General features: G+C 68.6%; 15 protein-coding genes. 7 read left to right on the top strand and 8 right to left on the bottom strand.

Features of this window, described 5'->3' with window-relative positions:
- Window positions 1-251 precede the first annotated feature (251 nt).
- Window positions 252-3,926: a TM0106 family RecB-like putative nuclease gene (locus AC1DGE_RS09845; RefSeq protein ID WP_476917391.1), complete on the bottom strand. Its 3,675-nt coding sequence runs from the start codon at window positions 3,924-3,926 to the stop codon at window positions 252-254.
- 154 nt (window positions 3,927-4,080) lie between these two features.
- On the opposite strand from AC1DGE_RS09845, the gene AC1DGE_RS09840 reads away from it, so the two are divergent.
- The 6 genes from AC1DGE_RS09840 (at window position 4,081) to AC1DGE_RS09815 (ending at window position 12,242) form a co-directional block, all read left to right on the top strand.
- Complete coding sequence (locus tag AC1DGE_RS09840; protein WP_476909149.1) at window positions 4,081-4,725, top strand: SOUL family heme-binding protein; 645 nt, start codon at window positions 4,081-4,083, stop codon at window positions 4,723-4,725.
- Window positions 4,726-4,748: 23 nt separating this feature from the next.
- Window positions 4,749-7,160: a Tex family protein gene (locus AC1DGE_RS09835; RefSeq protein WP_476917390.1), complete on the top strand. Its 2,412-nt coding sequence runs from the start codon at window positions 4,749-4,751 to the stop codon at window positions 7,158-7,160.
- A gap of 157 nt (window positions 7,161-7,317) precedes the next feature.
- Window positions 7,318-8,712 (top strand): OFA family MFS transporter, encoded by a 1,395-nt coding sequence (locus AC1DGE_RS09830; protein WP_476917389.1) that lies wholly within the window; start codon window positions 7,318-7,320, stop codon window positions 8,710-8,712.
- 1 nt (window position 8,713) lies between these two features.
- Complete coding sequence (locus AC1DGE_RS09825; RefSeq protein WP_441418336.1) at window positions 8,714-8,857, top strand: MFS transporter small subunit; 144 nt, start codon at window positions 8,714-8,716, stop codon at window positions 8,855-8,857.
- Window positions 8,858-8,860: 3 nt separating this feature from the next.
- Window positions 8,861-10,693 (top strand): gamma-glutamyltransferase family protein, encoded by a 1,833-nt coding sequence (locus tag AC1DGE_RS09820; RefSeq protein ID WP_476917388.1) that lies wholly within the window; start codon window positions 8,861-8,863, stop codon window positions 10,691-10,693.
- Between the two features lie 70 nt (window positions 10,694-10,763).
- Entirely contained in the window at window positions 10,764-12,242 is a 1,479-nt protein-coding gene (locus AC1DGE_RS09815; RefSeq protein WP_476917387.1) for a glycosyltransferase family 39 protein, read from the top strand.
- A gap of 290 nt (window positions 12,243-12,532) precedes the next feature.
- On the opposite strand, the gene AC1DGE_RS09810 is transcribed toward AC1DGE_RS09815, so the two are convergent.
- The 6 genes from AC1DGE_RS09810 to AC1DGE_RS09785 form a co-directional block, all read right to left on the bottom strand.
- On the bottom strand, window positions 12,533-13,987 hold the full coding sequence (locus tag AC1DGE_RS09810; protein WP_476917386.1) for an HNH endonuclease signature motif containing protein: 1,455 nt from the start codon (window positions 13,985-13,987) through the stop codon (window positions 12,533-12,535).
- A gap of 89 nt (window positions 13,988-14,076) precedes the next feature.
- Window positions 14,077-14,802 (bottom strand): YqjF family protein, encoded by a 726-nt coding sequence (locus AC1DGE_RS09805; protein ID WP_441418340.1) that lies wholly within the window; start codon window positions 14,800-14,802, stop codon window positions 14,077-14,079.
- Between the two features lie 14 nt (window positions 14,803-14,816).
- Complete coding sequence (locus AC1DGE_RS09800; RefSeq protein WP_476917385.1) at window positions 14,817-15,596, bottom strand: isocitrate lyase/PEP mutase family protein; 780 nt, start codon at window positions 15,594-15,596, stop codon at window positions 14,817-14,819.
- Between the two features lie 62 nt (window positions 15,597-15,658).
- Window positions 15,659-16,048: a DUF1622 domain-containing protein gene (locus tag AC1DGE_RS09795; protein WP_476917384.1), complete on the bottom strand. Its 390-nt coding sequence runs from the start codon at window positions 16,046-16,048 to the stop codon at window positions 15,659-15,661.
- A 56-nt stretch (window positions 16,049-16,104) separates the two neighbouring features.
- Complete coding sequence (locus AC1DGE_RS09790; RefSeq protein ID WP_476917383.1) at window positions 16,105-16,995, bottom strand: SDR family oxidoreductase; 891 nt, start codon at window positions 16,993-16,995, stop codon at window positions 16,105-16,107.
- Window positions 16,996-17,155: 160 nt separating this feature from the next.
- Window positions 17,156-18,058 carry an MSMEG_6728 family protein gene (locus tag AC1DGE_RS09785; RefSeq protein WP_441418344.1) on the bottom strand — a complete coding sequence of 301 codons (903 nt, stop codon included), beginning with the start codon at window positions 18,056-18,058 and terminating at the stop codon, window positions 17,156-17,158.
- Between the two features lie 145 nt (window positions 18,059-18,203).
- Between AC1DGE_RS09785 and AC1DGE_RS09780 the strand changes: the two genes are divergently transcribed.
- Entirely contained in the window at window positions 18,204-18,776 is a 573-nt protein-coding gene (locus AC1DGE_RS09780) for a hypothetical protein (protein WP_476917382.1), read from the top strand.
- A gap of 14 nt (window positions 18,777-18,790) precedes the next feature.
- On the opposite strand, the gene uvrA is transcribed toward AC1DGE_RS09780, so the two are convergent.
- Window positions 18,791-21,337: an excinuclease ABC subunit UvrA gene (gene uvrA, locus AC1DGE_RS09775; RefSeq protein WP_441418346.1), complete on the bottom strand. Its 2,547-nt coding sequence runs from the start codon at window positions 21,335-21,337 to the stop codon at window positions 18,791-18,793.
- Window positions 21,338-21,363 lie beyond the last annotated feature (26 nt).

Here is a 21,363-nt window from a genome sequence, read left to right as displayed (position 1 = left end):
CAGTGCACGCCTCGAACGGTGGACAGAATCCGATTCTGTCCACTGTTGGCGTTTAAGGATGGGCATGTCCCCCGGAGCAGCTCGAAGGCGAGGGGCATGTACCGTGGCGCACCCAGAGGACGGGCATGTCCAATGGTGGGTGTGAAGGATGGGCATGTCCCCCGGAGCAGCTCGAAGGCGAGGGGCATGTACCGTGGCGCACCCAGAGGACGGGCATGTCCAATGGTGGGTGTGAAGGATCGGCATGTCCCCTAGGGGGCGGGGGACACGGACCGCTGGCAGAGGCCGATGAAGCCGCCCAGCTGCTCCAGGCCTTCCGGATGGGTGGGCAGGTAGTTTGTCAGCTCCGGAGCACGCACGACGACGGCGCGCCACTGCCCGCGTGACACAGCCACGTTGATCCGGTTCCGGGAGAGCAGGAACTCCATGCCCCGGGGCGCCTCGGCCACCGCCGAACACGCCATGGACACGATCACCACCGCGGCTTCCTGGCCCTGGAACTTGTCCACGGTTCCGACCCGTACGCCTGACAGTCCGGCCCGGTCCAGGGCTTCGCGAACAAGGTTCACCTGGGCGTTGTAGGCAGCCACCACAAGGATGTCCGAGGCCTCAAGAGGGCGCGACCCCTCCGGAGTGTGCCACGCCAGACCCAGATGGCGCCGCACCTGCCGGACGACTTCGGCGGCTTCCTCCGGGGACGACGTCGTGTTGCCGCTGTGCGGCACCATCACCGTTTCGATCCCGGCGGGAACTCCATCCAGTCGCCGGAGGTCAGCGGACGGCGCAGACCGCAGCCGGCCCTCGTAGGACAGCTCGGAGACCGCCAGACACAGCTCGGAGTTCATCCGCCACGAGTCGGCCAGGAAGTAGCCAAGCTCCGGCGGCAAGGTGGCGTGCCCCGCGGAGATCCAGCCCAGCGCCGACTCGTCGACCGGCTCGGGATGCTTGCCTTGGCTGACCTGCGGGAGCTGCTGCGGGTCGCCCAGCAGGAGCAGCCGGCTGCTGGACTGGGCGACCGCGAGCGTGTTGGCCAGCGAGAACTGGCCGGCTTCGTCGATCACCAGCAAATCGAGTGAGCCGGCCGGGACCGTGGCGCCGGTCATGGTCCACGCCGTGCCGCCGACCAGGGCACCGCCGGGCGCGCTCAGCAGCGCCGCAACGTCCTTGGCGGTACGCGCCTGCCACGGCAAGGGATTGTCGTGCTTCACGTCCTTCGCGACCAGGGCGGGGCTGACCCCCGCTTTGGTGATGGCGGTCGTCAGCAGGTTCTCCACCACGGCGTGGGACTGGCCGACGACGCCGACCTTCCAGCCTCGGGCGACGAGCCGGGCGATGACGTGGGAACCCACATGGGTCTTGCCGGTTCCCGGGGGACCCTGCACCGCCAGGTAGGAGTGGTCGAGTCCCAAGACCGCCGTGGTGATCGCATCGATGAAGCGGTCCGGACCGTCGCCCGGCTGCGGCAATGACGCGCCGCCGGACAGCCGTGGCGGCAGATGCCGGACGAGGTCAAGGGCAGGGTGCCGGGGGATGGAACCGGACTGCAAGCCATCGGCTACCAGGTCGGCGAGTGACTCCAACGCCTGCTCCAGGCTTTTGGTGGCCAGCGGCTGGTCCTCGGTCAGCGCGATGGGCACCTCGCTGTGGGGCGATACGTTTCGGTGCAGCCGGTCCCGAATGACGACGGTGTCCTTGCCGTCCTCGTGCCCAAGTTCCAGAACCTCCGTGCCGAACCAGCCGCTTCGACCGGCACCGTTCTTGCCCGTGCCCTCCAGCCCTGCGGGAAGCGGCAGCCCGTACATCCGGAACCATTTGCTGCCTTCGCGCAAATCCGAGCCGGGGCTCACAGTGCCGGTCAGCCGGACCCGCCGCTCCGGAAGCTTCCGGCCTTCTTGCTGCCAGTCGTCGAGGATCACGGCGGAATCGACAAGGAAGACGTTCCGGTCCCGCTCGTGCGTGTCCGGGCCTTGCTCGCACCGGTCGAAATGCGCCCACCAGAAGGACTTGCGCTCCCGGCGGTGATAGCTCACAGCCGCAGCCAGCATGGCGACGGCCTTGCGATCCTCCTCGGACAGGCCGCTCCCGGGCTCGGCAAGGGCCAGCAACGCCAGCTCGGCCGGGCCAAGCGCGGCAGCAGCGGCCGGGGAGTCGACGTCGTCCCCGGCGCCCGCCGGTACGGAACCGGCGCCGCCCGACCCGGACCCGGTGTCCCCGCCCGGCCCGGAGCCGGTGCCGCCTGGCTCAATCCCGCCCGGCTCGATCCCACGTTCCTTGGCCCGCTGGAGCAGCCAATTCCGCAGCTCCAGCGTCGAGAGGCAGTCGTATTCGTTGTAGTCGGAGATGCCGGCGAGGATCCTCGCGGCGTCCTCGGCCCTGGCCTCATCCACCTTGCCAGCCTCGCGCGCCTCGCAGTAGTGGGCGTAGGCGACAACGGAGGCGCCGGCGTCCTTCACGTCGCCCGTCCGGAGGTTCGTGCCCATGTAGAGCGGCTCGAGCTTCTTGATGCTGTACGAGTTTTCCGAGATGCGGATGCTGTTCCGGACCGTCTGGTAGAGGTCCACCAGCAGGCCTTCGCGGAGCCACTCATCCACAATGTCTTCGCCGGCCACATGCAGCACGGAGAGCTTGCGGAGTGCCGTCTTCTCATAAGGGGCGTAGTGGTAGACGTGCATATCGGGGTAGTCCCGTCGACGCTGTTCCACGTAGTCCAGGAAGTCGAGGAACGCCTGCTTCTCCGCCGCMCGGCTGTGCGCCCAGAACGGCCGGAACACGCCCGGAACGCTCGGCCCGGTGGGCGCCTCGACGACGCCGAAAAGGTACTCGAGTCCCCACACCCCGGTGGCGCTGTCCTGCCATAGTGGATCGCCCTCGAAGTCGAAGAAGATGTCGCCCGGACTGGGCGGTGGAAGCTCAGCCAGGGCGTTTTGCGGGAGCACGGCGTAGCGCAGCGTGTGTTCCTCGCCGTCCTTGCGGTACTGCACTTCCCCGTCGGCCGGTCCAACGCCGCTCTGCATCCGGGCCTGTTCCTGCAGCCGCAGGAGCGTGGGCGTCGGCTTGGCGAGCGGGGTTTGGGCCAGCTCCGTGACGGTGTGAATGCCCAGCTCGTGGAGGTTCTTGCGCTGCACCGAGTTCATCCGGGCCACCAGGAGCAGATCGTCGGTGGCCTTGACCTGTTCCTGGCAGTAGTCGCACCGGCCGCAGGCGGCGACGTCCTCCGCGCCCCAGCGGACGGCGTCTGGCAGTGCGATGTGCGCGGCCGTCAGGGCGAGGAAACGTTCGCGGCGTTCCCGGAAGACCGGCAGGATCTCGGCGAGTTTGTGGTGGCTCCGGACGTAGTCGTAGCCGCCGTCGGCCAGTTGCACCGTGGCGCCGAGGACAAGGGTGACCGCGGGATCCACCGGGATGCCCTCCTTGAGCAGCTGGTCGCCGTAGGCGGCGAGCTGCAGCAGGGCGGTCACTTTGGCGTGGCGGGCCAGTTTCGTGTCGAACACGGCGTAGCCGCCGTCGGCCTGCCGGACCAGGAAGTCGGAGCGGCCGTGGAACTGGCCGTCAAAGAACGCGGCCTGGAAGACGACGTCGGCGCCCGCCCGCAGCGCCTCGATGGACTCGTGGTGCTTGGCCGCCAAGGTGGCGCGGTCCATGGCAGTGGCGGGAACGACGTCGTACACGCCGCGCCCGCGGGTGGGGTCCCAGGTGCCGAACTCGTCCATGAACCCGTCCAGGACCTTGCGCTCGTGAACGTCGCCCAGCATGGCCGCGTGCTGGAGCATTTCATCGGTGCCGAAGTCAGCCTTCGGGGCACGGCCCAGCTTTTCGTCGAGCTTCCGGAGCAGCTGGTACTCGCAGCCGACGGCCACCACAAGGTCGCTCGCGGAGTAGACCAGATCCGGTGCCGCGCCCGGTACTTCCGGTTCAAGAAAAAACACTGCGCCCCGCTTTGCTTGGCTCTGGCCGACTGACTCTTTTTGACCGACCGGCCGGCTCCCGACGCCGTCGATCTCTCTTCTGCCAAGCTACCAAAGCCCTCTGACACTCAAACACTGGCCGTCGTCGTGGGAGCGGCGTAAGGTCAGCAAGACCATGACCGAACAACAACCCTTCGAGCTGGTCCGCAGCTACCCCCACTTCGAGTTGCGCCGCTATCCCGCGCACGTCGTCGCCGAGATCCGGGTCAACGCGAGCTTTGACCGCGCAGGAAATGCGGCCTTCCGCCACCTGTTCAACTACATCAGTGGCAGCAACAGCGCGTCGCAGAAGCTGGCGATGACCGCCCCGGTGATCCAGGGGACCGGTGGCCCGGGAGTCGGAGGCCAGGGGAGCTCGGGCCACGGCCCCTCGCAGAAACTGGCGATGACCACTCCGGTGCTCCAAAGCGGCCCGTTGCCCGGGAAGGATGCGCCGGCCGACTTCGTGGTCGCCTTTGTCCTCCCCGCGGGCATGAGCGCAGAAACCGCTCCGGTCCCGACCGACCCCGAGGTCAGGATCCGGGCCGTTCCCGGCTCGCTGGCCGCGGCGCTGCGCTTCTCCGGCAGCGGCTCGGAAACCGCGTTCGCGCGGCGCAACGACGGGCTGCAGTCGGCGCTGATCGTGGCCGGGCTGACGCCGGTGGGGCCGCCGAGGTTCGCCCGCTTTGACCCGCCGTTCAAGCCGTGGTTCCTGCGCCACAACGAGGTCGTGCAGGACGTGCAGGAGACCCCCGACGCTGCGGGAACGCCCGGCTCCTGACCCGCGTAAGGCAAAATGGCTGGGTGAGCCAACTCCCGCAGCACCCAGCCGTGACCACCCCGATTGAAACCCAGATTGCCGCCGAGCTCGGCGTGAAACCCTGGCAGGTGAAAGCGGCCGTGGAGCTGCTCGACGCCGGGTCCACGGTGCCGTTCATCGCCCGGTACCGCAAGGAAGCCACCGGCACCCTGGATGACACCCAGCTCCGCGGGCTTGAAGAGCGGCTGCGCTACCTGCGCGAGCTGGAGGACCGGCGTCGGACCATTCTGGAAGCAATCGCCGCCCAAGGGTCGCTCACCCCGGAGTTGCAGGCCGCCGTCGTCGCCGCCGACACCAAGTCGCGGCTGGAGGACATCTACCTTCCCTTCAAGTCGAAGCGGCGCACCAAGGCCCAGATCGCCCGCGAGGCCGGCCTGGAACCGCTCGCGGACTCGTTGCTGAAGCGGCCGGAGCTGGACCCGGAACGCGAAGCCGCCCGGTACCTGAACGAAGAACATGCCATCGGTGACGCCACCGCTGCGCTGGCCGGAGCCCGGTCCATCCTTGTCGAGCGCGTCGCGCAGGACGCTGACCTGGCCGCCACCCTGCGGGAGCGGCTCTGGAGCCAGGGCCGGATGGTGTCGCGGGTCAAGAAGGGCATGGAGACCGAGGGGCAGAAGTTCAAGGACTACTTCGAGTTCTCCCAGGCTCCCTCCGGGATGCCCTCGCACCGGGTCCTCGCGCTGCTGCGCGGTGAAAAGGACGGCGTGCTGGAACTGGATCTCAGCGAGGCGGAACCGGACGACGACGCCGCCCTGGCCGCCGCCCGCGGCCGGTACGAAGCCGCTGTGGCCAAGTTCCTTGGGGTCGCCGACCGAGGCCGGCCCGCCGATGCCTGGCTGCTGCAGACGGCGCAGCAGGCGTGGCGCTCGCGGGTGCTCAGCCGCCTGAGCGGCGACCTGCGCAGCCGGATGTTCGCCGCGGCCGAGGACGAGGCCGTCCGGGTGTTTGCCGCCAACCTCCGGGACGTGCTGCTCGCCGCACCCGCCGGCAACCGCGCCACCCTGGGACTGGACCCGGGGCTGCGCACCGGCGTGAAAGTCGCCGTGGTGGACGGGACCGGCAAGGTGGTTGCGACGGACACTGTCTACCCGCACGCCCCGGCACGGAAGTGGGATGAGGCGCTGCGCACGCTCCTGGCGCTGGCCCGGAAACACGGTGTTGAACTCGTGGCGATCGGCAACGGCACCGCCTCGCGGGAGACGGACAAGCTCGCGGCGGAGCTGATCAAACAGCTCGGTGCCGAAGCCGGCGGCGCGCCGCAGAAACTCGTCGTGTCCGAGGCCGGGGCGTCTGTGTACTCGGCGTCGGCGCTCGCCGCGGCCGAACTGCCCGGCATGGACGTGTCGCTGCGCGGCGCGGTGTCGATCGCCCGGCGGCTGCAGGATCCGCTCGCGGAACTGGTCAAGATCGAGCCGAAGTCGATCGGCGTCGGGCAGTACCAGCACGACGTCACGGCGTCGAAGCTGGACCGCAGCCTCGACGCCGTCGTCGAGGACTGCGTCAACGCCGTCGGGGTGGACGTCAACACCGCCTCACCCGCGTTGCTGAGCCGGGTGGCCGGCGTCGGACCGCTGCTGAGCGAGAACATCGTGGCGTACCGGAACGAGCACGGTCCGTTCAACAAGCGCAGCGAGCTGAAGAAGGTGCCCCGGCTGGGCGCGAAGGCTTTTGAACAGTGCGCCGGCTTCCTGCGGATCAGCGGGGGAGCGGAGCCGCTGGACGCCTCCAGCGTGCATCCGGAGGCGTACCCGCTGGCCCGGAAGATCAAGGCCGCGGCCGGCGCCGGTCAGGGCGCCGGTCAGGGCGGCGGCCTGGCTGCGCTCAACCCCCAGGACTTCGTGGACGGCTCGTTCGGGCTGCCGACCGTGCGGGACATCATGGCCGAGCTGGAAAAACCAGGCCGGGACCCGCGGCCCGCGTTTGCGGCGGCGACGTTCCGGGAAGGGATCGAGAAGATCTCGGACCTCAAGCCCGACATGGTGCTGGAAGGCACAGTCACCAATGTGGCCGCGTTCGGCGCGTTCGTGGACGTCGGAGTGCACCAGGACGGGCTGGTCCACGTCTCCGCGCTGGCCAACCGGTTCGTCGCCGACCCGCGCGAGGTGGTCAAGTCCGGCCAAGTGGTACGGGTCAAGGTGCTGGAGGCCGACCCGGACCGGAAACGCATCTCACTGACGCTCCGGCTCGACGACGAACCCGCGGCAGGTTCGCAGGACCGGGGCCGTCGGGGCCAGGCGAAGCCACCGCAGCCCAGGTCCGCCGCCACGCCGACCCCGGCTAGGCAGGGCTCACCCACGCCTGGCCCCAAAGTGGCCCCGGCGGCGGCCCCGGCGTCGGCGCCCGCCAACACCGCGATGGCCGAGGCGCTCCGGAGAGCGGGCCTCGGCAAGTAACCTGACCGTTCATCGCGGAATCCCTACCGCTCGGCGCACAACTGATACGTTTGCTGATGAATTGCACCATGATTGCCGGAGGCAACTGCCCGCATTTGGGCCTTTCGCCTCTAGAGCGCCGAGACATCGGCGTCTTTCGACATGCTAGGGAGCAACTATGGGCTGGCTGGACCGCGAACGAACTATTGCCCCACCGGGGTTCAACCGGTGGCTTGTGCCGCCCGCGGCGCTCGCCGTCCACCTGTGCATCGGCCAGGCGTACGCGACGAGCGTTTACAAGACGGCGTTGGTCAAGCACTTCGGCGCCAGCCTGACCGAAATCGGTGTGATCTTCTCCATCGCGATCGTGATGCTCGGCCTGTCCGCCGCGATCATGGGCACCTGGGTGGATAAGAACGGCCCGCGCAAGGCGATGTTCACGTCCGCCATGTTCTGGGCCAGCGGCTTCGTGATCGGCTCGCTCGGCATCTTCACGCACCAGCTCTGGCTCGTTTACCTCGGCTACGGCGTGGTCGGCGGCATCGGCCTGGGTATCGGCTACATTTCGCCGGTGTCCACCCTGATCAAGTGGTTCCCGGACCGCCCGGGACTCGCCACCGGCATGGCCATCATGGGTTTCGGCGGCGGCGCGCTGATCGCGAGCCCCGTCTCCACCGCGCTGCTGAAGATGTACGACCCCAACTCCGGCGCCAAGGGCTGGATTGCCAGCGGTGACTCGGTCGGCAAGCTCTTCCTGACCCTCGCCGTCGTCTACCTCGCCTACATGCTCTTCGGCGCTTTCACCATCAAGGTGCCAGCCGACGGCTGGAAGCCCATCGGCTTCGACCCGGCCAAGGTCAAGGCGTCAAAGCTGGTCACGACGGACAACGTCTCGGCGAAGAACGCGGTCAAGACCCGGCAGTTCTGGCTCGTCTGGATCGCACTGTTCTGCAACGTCACCGCCGGGATCGGCATCCTGGAGCAGGCTGCCCCGATGATCCAGGACTTCTTCCGGAAGTCCGACGGCGTGTCCCTGGTCAGTGCCGGCGTCGCCGCCGGCTTCGTGGGATTGCTCTCCATCGGCAACATGGCCGGACGCTTTGCCTGGTCCGCGACCTCGGATGTGACCGGCCGCAAGCGCATCTACATGGTGTACCTCGGCGTCGGCGCGCTGCTCTACACGGTGCTGGCCCTCGCCGGTTCCTCGACCACGGTCCTCTACGTGGCGCTCGCCTTTGTCATCATCTCCTTCTACGGCGGAGGCTTCTCGACGGCTCCGGCCTATCTGCGGGATCTCTTCGGCACCTTCCAGGTCGGCGCCATCCACGGCCGGCTGCTGACCGCGTGGTCGGCTGCCGGCGTCGCCGGACCGCTGATCGTCAACGCTTTCCTGGACGCCCAGGGCAAGCCCGGCCAGCTGAATGCCGCGTCCTACCAGCCCGCGCTGCTGACCATGGTGGCGCTGCTGGTGATCGGCTTTGTGGCCAACCTGCTGGTCAAGCCGGTCGACGCACGATTCCACGAACCCCGCCCGGACCGCGACCGGTCTGCAGAACCCGCCATGGAGGCCTGAGATGAGCACAGCACATACCCCCGGTACACAGACGGCGGTCACAGCGTCCACCGGCAAAATCGCGGTGGCATGGGCCCTCGTCGGCGTGCCACTGGCCTACGGGGTCTACGAGACCCTGACCCGCGTGGCGGCGCTGTTCGGCTGATCCATGACCTTCACCGCGGCTGAGCAGTTCACCACCCGCCCCACCTTGCAGGGCACCTTTGGGATGAGTGCATCCACCCATTGGATCGCGACGGCGGCAGCGCAGGCGGTGCTCGAACGCGGCGGTAACGCGTTCGACGCCGCCGCGGCCGGCGCCTTCGTGCTGCACGTTGTCGAGCCGCACCTCAACGGCCCGGGCGGGGACATGACGGGTGTCTTCGTGACGGCGGCCGAACCCGGCAGGCCAGTGGTGTTGATGGGGCAGGGGCCGGCGCCGGCTGCGGCCACGGTCGAGCACTACCGCGCCGAAGGGCTGGACCTGGTGCCGGGCTCCGGGGCGCTGGCCGCCGCGGTGCCCGCCGCCGTCGACGCCTGGCTCCTGCTGTTGCGCGACCACGGTACCTGGGAGCTGGACGCGATCCTGGCGTTCGCGGTCGGCTATGCGCGCGACGGGCACCCGGTGCTCGGCCGCGTCGGCACCACGATTGCCGCGGTGGCGGAGCTGTTCCAGGAGCATTGGCCCAGCTCGGCCGAGCTGTGGATGCCGGGCGGCCGGATTCCGGCCGAGGGCGACGTCATCCGCAACCCTGCCTACGCCCGGACGCTGGAGCGGCTCATCGAAGCAGGCTCGGCGTTGGGGTCCGACGGGTCCCGGGAGGCGCGGATCGATGCTGCCCGCCGGGAATGGCGCGAGGGCTTCGTAGCCCGGGCGATGGTCGAATCCGTGCAGGCCCCGCACCGGCACTCCTCTGGGACCGACCACCGGGGCGTCCTGGCGGTGTCCGACCTGGCCGGCTTCGAAGCAGGCTATGAGTCGGCGGCCACCATCGATTTCCGGGGCCACACGATCGCGAAGACCGGGCCGTGGGGTCAGGGTCCGGCGCTGCTGCAGACCTTGGCCATCCTCGCCGGGTTCGAGGACCAGTATCTCGATCCGTCGACCGAGCTCGGGGCGCACACAATCCTGGAGGCCCAGAAGCTGGCGTTGGCCGACCGCGAGGCGTACTACGGCGACACGGACGTACCGCTGGAGTACCTGCTGTCCGAGGAGTACAGCGCGGGCCGCCGCGATTTGATCACGGAGCGGGCGTCACACGAATTCCGGCCCGGGAAGGTCCCGGGGCGCGAGCCTTATCTGCCGCAGCTGCGCACCGAATACACGCCGCCAGCTTTGGTCCGGAACGGTGTGGGGTCCGGACCGGCGGGACTGGGCGTCGGCGAGCCAACCGTAGCGCCGAGCGGGGAAACCCGCGGCGACACCTGCCACATCGACGTCGTGGACCGCTGGGGAAACATGGTCTCGGCCACCCCGTCCGGCGGCTGGCTGCAGTCCTCGCCCGCGATTCCAGAGCTGGGTTTCTGCCTCGGCACCCGCCTGCAGATGACCTGGTTGGAGCCGGGCACACCTTCCACCCTCACTCCGGGCCAGCGGCCCCGCACCACCCTGACCCCGACCCTGGTCCTCCGGGAGGGGCATGCCGTGACCGCGCTGGGTTCGCCGGGCGGTGACCAGCAGGACCAGTGGCAGCTGCCGTACTTGCTGCGAACGATCGTGGGCGGCTACTCGCCGCAGCAAGCCATCGACGCACCGACGTTCCATACGACGTCGATGCCTGGATCGTTCTGGCCGCGCACCTGGGAGCCCGGCGGCGCAGTGGTCGAGGACCGGCTGGGCGAGGACGTCATCGCGGGGCTCCAACGCCGCGGGCACGTGGTGACCGTGGCCGGCGGCTGGACCCTCGGCCGGCTGTCCGCCGTCGTGCGGGACCCCGCAACGGGGGTGCTGCAGGCCGCGGCCAACCCCCGCGGCGCCCAAGGGTACGCGGCGGGGCGGTAGCGCATAGGGAGGCTTGGACGCCCCACGCGGGGCAGCCAATGCACCTGCGCATCCATGCTTAGATTGTCCGGTGAGTAGAACCAGCCGCGTCCCCTTAATCGTGGGTTTGCTTACCTTTTTCTATTCAATGGTCGGAGTGTCCGTCCCGAGCTTTTGGACTGACGAGGCAGCCACCGTCAGCGCGGTCAACCGGGACTTTCCCGAGCTCTGGACCATGCTGGGGAAAGTGGATGCGGTTCACGGCGCCTACTACGGCCTGATGTATGGCTGGACTCGAATTTTCGGACTGTCCGAATTGTCGCTGCGCACGCCCAGCCTGATCGCGGTGGCAGTGGCCGCTGGACTGCTGACGGCACTCTGCCGCAGGCTCGGGGGTACCGCCTACGGAGTGAGCGCCGCGGTCATCTTCGTCATCCTCCCGCGGGTCCAATACGTGGCCACGGACGCTCGCTCGTATGCCATGACCGTTTTGGGTGCTGTGCTGGCAACCTACCTGCTGGTGCTCATCCGCGAATCCCCGACCAAACTGCGGTGGCTCTGGTACGGACTTACCGGCCTGCTCACCGTTAGTTTGTCGTTTTACGCCGTGCTTTTGGTCGCGGCGCACGGGATTACCCTGCTGGTCGACGGGCGCCTGCGCAGACAATGGCGTGGCATGGCGGTGGCCTCGCTAGGGTGGCTTGTCCCGGCAGCCCTGATCGCCGCCGTCGCCTCGCGCCAACAGTTTCAGATAGCTTGGGTACAGCCCATCGGGGCGTCCACACCTTACGAGGTCGCCTTTATCCAGTTCTTCAGCGACGCCTATTCCGTTTCGGAGAACTTCGTCACCAGCCCCAAACCGACGCCGGGCGAGGACTTTACGATGTACGGCCTGGCGGCGGTCGTCTGGGTTGCGGCACTGATCGGCACAATCCTGGCCCGAAAGCATTTCGCCGTGAAGCTGGCCTTGCCATGGCTTGTGCTGCCGCTGGCACTGGTGATTCTAGGATCAGCGATCGCCGGGCGCGGCTATTACCTGCCGCGGTATGTTTCGTTCGAACTGGCCGCCCTGCCAATGCTGGCTGCCGCTCCGCTGCTGGCCAGGCCGCTCGGGCGGCCGGTCCATCGACGTTGGCTGGTTGCGGTGTTGGCCGCCGCCCTGGTGATCTCGGTGCCGTCGTATGTCGGCCAGCGGACGGAATATGGGCGCATTGAAAGTGATGACTTCCGTTTCATTGCTGAAACTATCCAGAGGAACGCCGCCCCGAATGACGCGTTCGTAATAAGCAACGACCGGGACATGGCGTTCCAGGGCTACCGGGCCGATTTTGAGCGCCTTAACGATCCCACAATGGCTCTTCCGGCCGCCCAATGGGGGCGCATTTTTGACCGGCGCTATGACGTCAAGACGGCCAGGAATCGAATTCTTAAATACGACACAGTTTGGGTTGTGGAAGTGTCCAGCAAGACCGGCGCGCGCAAGGCAATGGAAGCTATTGGCTACGCGCCGAAGCGGCAGTTTGCGGGGCTGACGACGTCCGTCACCGAGTTCAAGCGCACTCGTCCCTAGGTCAATTTAGGCACACGGCGACTGCGACGGCGAGCCGCCAGAAACGTTCCTGCGGTCGCGGCAGCCGGTACGGCGAGGAATACCGCGGCCCCCGATGCGCCACTGGCCGCACCTCCAACCGCAAGATAGCCGGTGAGCCCAATCCACCAAAAAAGGGCCGCCGCAAACCCCGCTATGGCGAGCAAATCGCGGACGACAAGAGTACGCTCCTTCGGAAACTAACGGACATTCTGAGCCCAGAGCCTGGTCAGTTCGAATGATCGAGTCGCCTGTATGTCGATACCCCGCGGTCACGATCTGAAGTAGTGGTTTCTTCGGGGTGTTTGGTGGGGGTCGAGGTGGGGCGGTGGGATAAACCAGGGGATGCCGTGGCGGGGTTGGATGGTCCATTGTTCTTTGTGGATCAGGTGGTGATGGTGGGAGCAGAGGAGTGTTCCGTTGTCTGCGGAGGTGGTGCCGCCTTGTGACCAGTAGGTGATGTGGTGGGCTTCGCACCAGGGGGCGGGGATGGTGCAGGAGGGGAAGGCGCAGCCTTGGTCGCGGGCGGTGATGGCTTTGCGGAGGTGGGGCGGGAAGAGCCGGGTGGTACGGCCGATGTCCAGGAGGCGGCCTTGGGAGCCGAGGAGGACGGGGATGATGTCGGCGTCGCAGGCGATGGTGCGGATGGTCGCGGCGGTGACGGGTCCGGTGAACGCCAGTGTCCCGGTGCCGGTGTCGGTCTCTGCGCGCTGGTGGAGGCGGTCGAGGAGGTCGCGGTAGTCGATGGTGGCCATGATCTGGGGCCGGAGTCCGCCCGCGGCGGGCAGCCCGCCGGAGCTTAGGGCGACTTTGCAGGCGCCGACGAGTCCGTCGAGGAGTTTCTGCGGCCGGGACCGCCGGTCCATGCTGCCCGGTCCTGTCCCGTCGGGTTCTTCGCCGTTGAGTGCTGCGGTGCCGGTTGCGGTGTTGCCGTCGATTGCCGCGCCCGGGGTGGTGCGGGGGTTGGTGGGGGTGTTCATCACGGTCAGCAGGTGTTCGTATTGTGCGGTGGTCGCGAAGATCTCCAGGTGTTGGAGGCCGTGGCGGGGTTTGCGGAGGAACGCGCCCTGTAACTGGCGGAGGACGTCTTCGGCGGGTTCGGCGCCGTCCTGGTCGATTGCGTCCATCCAGCGCCGGGCGATCCGGGCCAGGAAATCCGGGTCATGTTCCGCGGCGGTGCGGGTCAGGGCGTGTTCCATCCGGGCACTCGTGTCCGGGTCGCAGAGCGGCCGGGCGCGTTCTAGGGCCTGGCTGATGATGGTCGCGGACCGGGACGGGACGGTACCGGCGGCCACGGCGGCGGCGAGTTCCTCGTGCAGGGCCGCCAGAGGCTGGCCGGTGATCCCGGCGCGGGGCAGCAGGGCGCCGGCGAGGGTGAGGCGGCGGTGGGCCTCGACGGCGGTGATCTGCAGCCGGTCCCGGAGGAAGTCCCCGGTCCTGCGGTACCCGTCACCGGCGGCCGGGAGCGCATCGGGGCTCTCTTTGCGGGTGCGGTCCACGGCCCCCGCGGCAACGACCTGCAAATACTCCAACGCCCGGGAAACTTCCTCGACCCGGCCAGCGAACTCCGCCGCCTCAGCGAATCCCAGCAGCGCCGCGTCCCCGGCCGCCGTCGCGCACAACCGTCGGAGCAGCACCAGGACCTCGTCAACAACAGGACCAGCGCTGCGCCCCTCACCGCCCGGCCAACTGGCCGGACGAACGATGAGGGCTGCACCGATTCCCATAACCCCATTCAACTGCCGACCACCGACATTATTAGCCCGCCGCGGAACGCGCACCGAACTGGTAGGCCGCAACTCGACTCGGGCCCGCCCTAATCCAAAACCCGCGGCCGTCCGAACTGCGTCCGAACGCCCGGCGAGAACAACACCGAGTCGGGCGGCCCCGACACAGCGATGCCGGCCGCTGCGACGAGTTGGTCCTCCAACACCGTCACCCGAGCCGGGTACAGCGGCCACGGCGTGTGCGTATTCGGAACGTAGAACGTCTTGCCGCGGAAGCGGGTATGTAAACCAAACCGGGCCGTGAGGTGGACGGACAGCGGATCGGTTGCTCCGGCGTCGGACTCCGGGACTACCGCGAAATCGCTGCGTGCCCCGCCCCGAAACCTGCGCACCGAATACCCGGTCGACGGGTCCGCCAGGTTCGTTGCCCTGAACCGGTCCCGGGACCACACATAGGGAATTCCCGCCACTCGGGCAGCCAGCACCACCGCCAGGCGGGACGCGTCCAGGCTCAGGAAAACCACGCCCCGCGTGCCGTCCGCTTCCCGGGAGTAGAGCCGCACGTTGATCTCGTTGAAGCTGCCGAAGTACGGAATGCCGGGCCCGTGGCCCAAGCCGGCGCCCTGCATGCGGAAACCGATGAGTCCCACCCAAGCCGATCCGTCGAACAGGTCCGGAACAACGCCGGGCGGCATGAATTTCGCGGCAACCGCCTCGGGGATGCGCCAGTGCAGGAACACGGCGTCCGTCCACCGCTGGTCCATGATGACCGGTCGCGGCAGCTCCGGCGCCGCAGGCCAGGGATCGTTTGCCATCGGTTCGCGGCCCGTTAGTTCAGGGCCCGGGTACCGCCCGGAAGTTCTCCGCCGGACAGCAGTTCCGCCGCGGTATCCGCCAGGGCGGTCAGCGCCACGCGCTGGGTCCACGGACCGTATGAGATGCGGGCGACGCCGAGTTCCTGAAGCTTGGCCGGGGCCAGTGAGCCGGGGACGTTGATGACTGACACCGTGTTCCACCCGATGCCGTCCACCAGCGCCTTGACGGTGGCTTCGTCCAGCAGCCCGGGTACAAACACGGTCGTGGCGCCGGCGTCCAGGAAGGCCCGGCCGCGCTCAACCGCGTCCGCGAGCACTGCGCCGGGGTCCCGGTCCTTGCCCTTCAGAAACGCGTCCGTGCGGGCGTTGAGGACAAAGTCGATGCCCTCGGCCTCGGCCGCCCGCACCACGGAACTCATCTGGGTCACCGCGTCCGCGAGCGGCCGCATCTGGTCCTCGATGTTGGCACCAACAATGCCGACGCCGATCGCCTTGCGGGCGGCCTCGCCCGGGTTGCCGTAGCCTGACTCAAGGTCGGCGCTGACCGGCAGGGAGGTCGCCGCGGCAATGCGGCCGACGGCGGCGATCATCTCGTCCAGCGGGATCTTCTCGCCGTCTTCATAACCCAGCGAAGCAGCAATGGAGTGGCTGGCCGTTGCCAGGGCAGTGGTGCCGGGGACGTCGGCGACGACCTTCGCGGTGATCACATCCCAGACGTTGATGACCTGCAGGATCCCGGGCGCGCGGTGGAGACTCAGCAATTCGGTGGCTTTGGCGGCAAGTGAATTCGTCATTTCGCGAGCCTAGCCGGAGCCAGTGGGCGCCGAGAAGGGCTTTCCGCTCTCGGGAGAACCGGTCAGCCGGCCGTCGACGGCGCCTGGGCGACCGCCGGCTGCTTCTGCCAGGGCCAGCGTCCGGTGATTTCAAGTTCGAGGGAGAAGCTCAGGAACGTCCGGATCAGCACGATGATGGCCAACACGCCCACGCTCTCGAAGGTGGGGGTGACGGCGACGGTCCGGATGATGTCGGCCGCCACCAGCAGCTCGAGGCCGAGCAGGATGGAACGGCCCAGCAGTTGCCGGTAGGAACGGTAGACCGAGAGCGGTTCGGAGCCGGACGGCAGCTGCCGTGGCTGGAACCCCCGCAAAGCCATCGGGATCGACACCAGCGCGCCGATGACCATGATGGCCACGCCGGCGAAATCCATGAACCGGCCGACCGTCTCGATGATGTGCTGAAAATCCATGCTGCCCCTCGGAAAAGTCGGGAGTGAACTCTAGTGCTCTGCGAGCAAACGCCGCGTCAGGGGTGCCGCTCGCCGACGCCGGCCAGGATGGCACGGTAGCCCTCGCGGAAGCTCGGATACTCGAACTCGAAGCCCGTACCGCGCAGCAGCGCGTTGCTGACGCGCTTGTTCCCGCCACGCGACGGCTCGCCACCGCCTGCTCCGGCAGCCCCCGACGCCGGTTCGGTAGGCCCTGGCTCCGGGAGCCCCAGCTCGCGGGCCAGGAACCGCAGCACCTCGCCAAGTTCGGCCGGCTCGTTGTCCACGCCCAGGTACACGGGCGCCGGCTCGGCGGCCATGGTGCACAGGTGCACGATGGCGGCAGCGGCGTCGTCGCGGTGGATCCGGTTGGTGAAGCGGGACTCGGCCGGGACCTTGGCGTTTCCGCTGCGCACCTGGTCGATCAGTCGGGTCCGGCCGGGTCCGTAGATCCCGCCGAGCCGCAGGACCAACGGCGTAACCCCGGTGCCGCGCAGGCGGCTGTAGAGCAGGTCCTCGGCTTCGCGGATGATGCGGCCGGAGAACCCGCCGGGGGTCGGCGTCGTCGTTTCGTCCACCCAGCCGCCGTCGGCGTCGCCGTACACCGCGGTGGAGGACACGAACAGCACCCGGCGGACCGGCGCGCCGGAAGCGGCCACGGCGTCGAGCACATGGGCCAGGCCGTCCACATAGGCCGCCCGGTAGGCTTCCTCGGTGGGGGAATCCGCCGCAATCGCGACGACGACGGCGGTGGTGTCCGCCGGGACCGGCGGCAGTTCGCCGGAAGTCAGGTCAACCGCGGCGCCCTCTATCGCCGTCGGCAGCTTCCCCGGGGAGCGCCGCCAGCCCACCACGCGGTGGCCGGCCGCGGCAAAGCGCAGGCCGGCTTCGGTACCCAGATCGCCGCAACCGGCCAGCAGTACAGTCATACGGGCCAGTCTGCCAGTAAATGCGGGCAGCGCGGTGAGCGACGGAGCCGCCCCTCGCGGGTTTCGTTCGGGCTCGACGTTCGGAAGCGCCGACGGCGGACCGAACCCGCGAGCAGGAGAGTCGCCCGGAGCCGCTAACCGCGCGCCCCGAACTACCGCGCTACCGTGCCGGGATCGGGAAGAACGCCCGGGGATCCTGCAGCAGCGCCGGGTAGTCGAAGTCCCGGCGGGCCAGGACCTCGTTGACCTGGAAGTTGCGTGCAAACACGCCGTCCACCGTGATCGGACGCCCCTGGACCTCGCCGACGGCGAAGGAGCGGCCGCCCTCGAGCGGGATCGCCACGACGGATTTCCCTGGCAGCGTGGTGAACGCCTCTTCCTGGGCCTGGCGCTTGCGGGTGGGCTTCTTCACCAGTGGCTTGGCGGGGCGCTTGCGGGCGTTCTTGTCCGGCCGGCGCGACCCGTTGTCCGCGTAGACGAACTCGTACTCGTCGTCCCCGGCGTTTGCTGCCTTGCCGCGAACCGGCGGCAGGCTGATCGTGTCCAGCTGCTTTGGATCGGTATCGCCCAGCGGCAGGCGGAGGACCCACATGCGGTCTCCTGCGGGATCTTCCGGCAGCAACTCGTGCTTGGGTTCAGGCCACACGTACTCCAGATCCGGATCCGTGCCGGGGAACACCGCAGTGTAGAACCGCTGGTCCTTGGCGAGCAGCCGGGAGCGGTGGCTGGCGTGGAAGTCCGGGTTCCCCAGCCAGTACGGCATCGGGATCTTGGCGGCGTAGTCCGGGTGCGCGGCTTGCGGAGCGAACTCCATGATCTTCTCCCGGGTGGTGTCTTCGCCGCCGCGGGCGGTCCATTCGTCCACCATGGCCAGGCCGTACATCGTCAAAGCGGGGACGTGGCCCATCCACATCCGGACGGCCGGGTGGGACTGCCAGCCGTACTCGGGAATCACCAGCGCGCGCAGCATCTGCAGCGCCTCAACGCGCTGCTTGCCGAGCCGCGCGGGGTCAAGGGCCGCGGCGCTCTGCTGGAAATCGGGGAAGGGGAGGAAAGTCTGCATCTCTCCAGTTTGAGGCCACGGGCCCGCAACGCCAATTGCTGGGCGCCGCGGGTGAGCGTGTTCACATCGCGGATACCTACAGACAGCTCCCAGCCTCGGGATTTATCATTTAGCCCAACCACCCCAGCCGCACGGAAGACCCGCCATGACCCTTGAAGCAGCGGCGCCCTTTGCGCCCAAGTACGGACAAATGCTCGGCCCGGAAGCCAACGGAATCCTGGTCCTCGAAGAATTCACCCTGGACCCTGCCGCGGCCCGCAAGGAGCAGAGCGGTTTCCGCACGGCCCTGGCCTCGGTGGCCCTGACCATGCGCCGCCTGCTCGCGTTCCGCCTTTTCATCGCCCTCGTCGCAATCGCCAACCTGCCGCTCTTCCTGCTCTCCAGCGGCTGGGAAATCTACGCCATCTCGCTGACCCTCGTGGTGGCCGTGCACGCGGCCGTGTCATGGCTGAACCGGCACGAGCCGCGGCTGCGGCAGCGCCGGCTGCTCGAACTCCACCTGCACCGGGAGCGCAGCGACAACTACCGCAAGGTCCGCGACGCGGTGAAGTACGTGATCGACACCCCGGCCCGGATGAACGAACAGCTCTACCTGGAACTGCTCGCCGCCAAGCGCGTCGCGCTGCACCTTGCGCAGGGCACCGTGGCCCTGCTGGACACCAGCGACGACGCCGCGTGGAAGGTCCGCATCATCCGCGAACTCCCCAAGACTGCCTGACGCCCGTCCCGGCTCTAGCCCTTCAGGACCGCCCCGAGGTACGGGGCGGTCCTGCTTGTTTTGGAGCGCGCGACGACGGCGGGTTCCCCGGCGGCGATGATCTTGCCGCCGGCGTCGCCGCCGGCCGGTCCCAGATCGATCACCCAGTCCGCGGCGGCCACGACGTCCATCTCGTGCTCCACCACCACGACGGTGTTGCCGGCGTCCACCAGCCGGTGCAGCTGGGCCATCAGGAGTTCGACGTCGGCCGGGTGCAGTCCCGTGGTGGGCTCATCCAGCAGATAGAGCGAGTGACCGCGCTGGGCACGCTGCAGCTCGGTGGCGAGCTTGATGCGCTGGGCCTCGCCGCCGGAAAGCTCGGTGGCGGGCTGGCCTAGCCGGAGGTAGCCCAGCCCGACTTCGCGCAGGGTCTGCAGGGCGCGCGCGGCGGCGGGGACCTCGGTGAGGAAATCGGCCGCCGCGTTGACCGTCATGCCCAGCACTTCCGCCACGTTCTTGCCGCGGTAGGTTACTTCCAGGGTCTCCGGGTTGTAGCGCGAGCCATGGCATTCCGGGCAGGGGCCGTAGCTGCCGGGCAGGAAGAGCAGCTCGACGGCCACAAAGCCCTCGCCCTGGCAGGTTTCACAGCGTCCGCCGGCCACATTGAAGGAGAAACGTCCGGCGCCGAAACCACGGGCTTTGGCCTCGTCCGTGGCCGCGAACTCCTTGCGGACGGCGTCGAATAGCCCGGTGTAGGTGGCCAGGTTGGAGCGCGGGGTCCGTCCGATCGGCTTCTGGTCCACCTTCACCAGCCGGTCGATCTGCTCCAGCCCGGACACGGGACCCACGCTCAGCGGGGCGCTGGGCTCCCCGGCGTCGTCGGCTGCTTCCTCTGTGGTGACGGCGTCCGAGTCCGGGTGCAGCCAGGAATTGGCCACCTCGGCGAGGACCTGGCTGACCAGGGTCGACTTGCCGGAGCCGGAGACGCCGGTGACGGCGGTCAGGACACCGAGCGGGAAGCTGGCATCGAGCTCCTGCAGGTTGTGGCGGCTGATGTCGCGCAACTCCAGCCAGCCGGCCGCCTCCCGGCGGGCCCGCGGGCCGCCGTCGTCCGCCTTGCCGGCAGCATCCGGGAACAGGTAGGGCCGGGTGACGGAGGCTTCCACTTCGGCGAGGCCGGCCACCGGGCCGCTGTAGAGCACCTCGCCGCCGCCTTCGCCGGCGCGCGGGCCCACGTCCACCAGCCAGTCGGCCCGGCGCACCACGTCCATGTTGTGCTCGACGACGAACACCGAGTTGCCGGAGGACTTGAGCTGGTCCAGCACGGCGAGCAGGGGCTCGGCGTCGGCCGGGTGCAGGCCCGCGGAGGGCTCATCGAGCACGTAGATCACGCCGAACAGCCCGGAGCGCAGCTGGGTGGCGATCCGCAGCCGCTGCATCTCGCCGGGGGAGAGGGTGGGGGTGGAACGGCCCAGCGCGAGGTAGCCCAGGCCCAGGTCCAGCAGCACGGTGACGCGCTGGAGCAGGTCGCGGGTGATGGCAACAGCCACCTCGTTGGACTCGCCCGAGGACTGCTTCCGCGACGCCGTGCCCGCGGACGTGAGCTCGGTGGTGGGGCGGATAATCGCGGCCAGCTCGGTCATCGGCACCGCGTTGAGCTCGGCGATGGTCTTGCCCGCGAACGTCACGGCAAGCGCCTCGGGACGCAGCCCGCTGCCGCCGCAGCGCGGGCACGGGCCGGTTTCCATGAAGCGCAGCACCTTCTCGCGCATGGTGCTGCTCTTGGAGTCCGCGAGCGTGTGCAGGACGTAGCTGCGGGCGCTCCAGAAGCGGCCCTTGTACGGCTTGGCCACCCGGTCGCGCTGCGGCGTCACCTCCACCACGGGCTGTTCCTCGGTGAAGAGGATCCAGTCGCGGTCCTTCTTGGGCAGCTTCCGCCAGGGGGTATCGACGTCGTAACCCAGGTGGGTGAGGATGTCGCGCAGGTTCTTGCCCTGCCAGGCGCCGGGCCACGCGGCGATGGCGCCGTCGCGGATGCTCAGCGAGGTGTCCGGGACCAGCGAGGATTCGCTGACCGTGTGCGCGATGCCGAGACCGTGGCATTCGGGGCAGGCGCCGGCCGCGGTATTGGGGGAGAACGCGTCCGAGTCCAGCGATGCGGCGCCGTCGGGGTAGCTGCCGGCGCGGGAGAAGAGCATCCGCAGCGAGTTGGACAGCGTGGTGACCGTGCCCACGGTGGAACGGGAGCTGGGGGTGCCGCGGCGCTGCTGGAGCGCGACGGCGGGCGGCAGCCCGGTGATCAGCTCAACCTTGGGGTTGTGGCCCTGCTGGATCAACCGCCGGGCGTAGGGCGCCACAGATTCGAAGTAGCGGCGCTGGGCCTCGGCGTAGATGGTGCCGAAGGCGAGGGAGGACTTGCCGGAGCCGGAGACGCCGGTGAAGGCGACAATCGCGTCGCGGGGCACGTCCACGTCCACGTTGCGCAGGTTGTTTTCCTGGGCGCCGCGGACCCGGACGAAACCATCCGTGGGGCGGTCCGGCGCCAGGCCGGCAAGATCGGAAGCCTGCTGATTATTCTGCATCTGTTCGACTCTATCCGTCCTTGCTT

The sequence above is a fragment of the Arthrobacter sp. 05N425 genome, assembly GCF_056397125.1.
This window is presented reverse-complemented; position numbering and strand designations above follow the sequence as displayed.

What these genes read in the sequence shown, in the direction of transcription:
- AC1DGE_RS09840 (WP_476909149.1), top strand. Translation starts at nt 4,081, where the DNA reads ATGACCGAACAACAACCCTTCGAGCTGGTCCGCAGCTACCCCCACTTC.
- AC1DGE_RS09830 (WP_476917389.1), top strand. Translation starts at nt 7,318, where the DNA reads ATGGGCTGGCTGGACCGCGAACGAACTATTGCCCCACCGGGGTTCAAC.
- AC1DGE_RS09825 (WP_441418336.1), top strand. Translation starts at nt 8,714, where the DNA reads ATGAGCACAGCACATACCCCCGGTACACAGACGGCGGTCACAGCGTCC.
- AC1DGE_RS09820 (WP_476917388.1), top strand. Translation starts at nt 8,861, where the DNA reads ATGACCTTCACCGCGGCTGAGCAGTTCACCACCCGCCCCACCTTGCAG.
- AC1DGE_RS09810 (WP_476917386.1), bottom strand. Translation starts at nt 13,987, where the DNA reads ATGGGAATCGGTGCAGCCCTCATCGTTCGTCCGGCCAGTTGGCCGGGC.
- AC1DGE_RS09805 (WP_441418340.1), bottom strand. Translation starts at nt 14,802, where the DNA reads ATGGCAAACGATCCCTGGCCTGCGGCGCCGGAGCTGCCGCGACCGGTC.
- AC1DGE_RS09800 (WP_476917385.1), bottom strand. Translation starts at nt 15,596, where the DNA reads ATGACGAATTCACTTGCCGCCAAAGCCACCGAATTGCTGAGTCTCCAC.
- AC1DGE_RS09795 (WP_476917384.1), bottom strand. Translation starts at nt 16,048, where the DNA reads ATGGATTTTCAGCACATCATCGAGACGGTCGGCCGGTTCATGGATTTC.
- AC1DGE_RS09790 (WP_476917383.1), bottom strand. Translation starts at nt 16,995, where the DNA reads ATGACTGTACTGCTGGCCGGTTGCGGCGATCTGGGTACCGAAGCCGGC.
- AC1DGE_RS09785 (WP_441418344.1), bottom strand. Translation starts at nt 18,058, where the DNA reads ATGCAGACTTTCCTCCCCTTCCCCGATTTCCAGCAGAGCGCCGCGGCC.
- AC1DGE_RS09780 (WP_476917382.1), top strand. Translation starts at nt 18,204, where the DNA reads ATGACCCTTGAAGCAGCGGCGCCCTTTGCGCCCAAGTACGGACAAATG.
- uvrA (WP_441418346.1), bottom strand. Translation starts at nt 21,337, where the DNA reads ATGCAGAATAATCAGCAGGCTTCCGATCTTGCCGGCCTGGCGCCGGAC.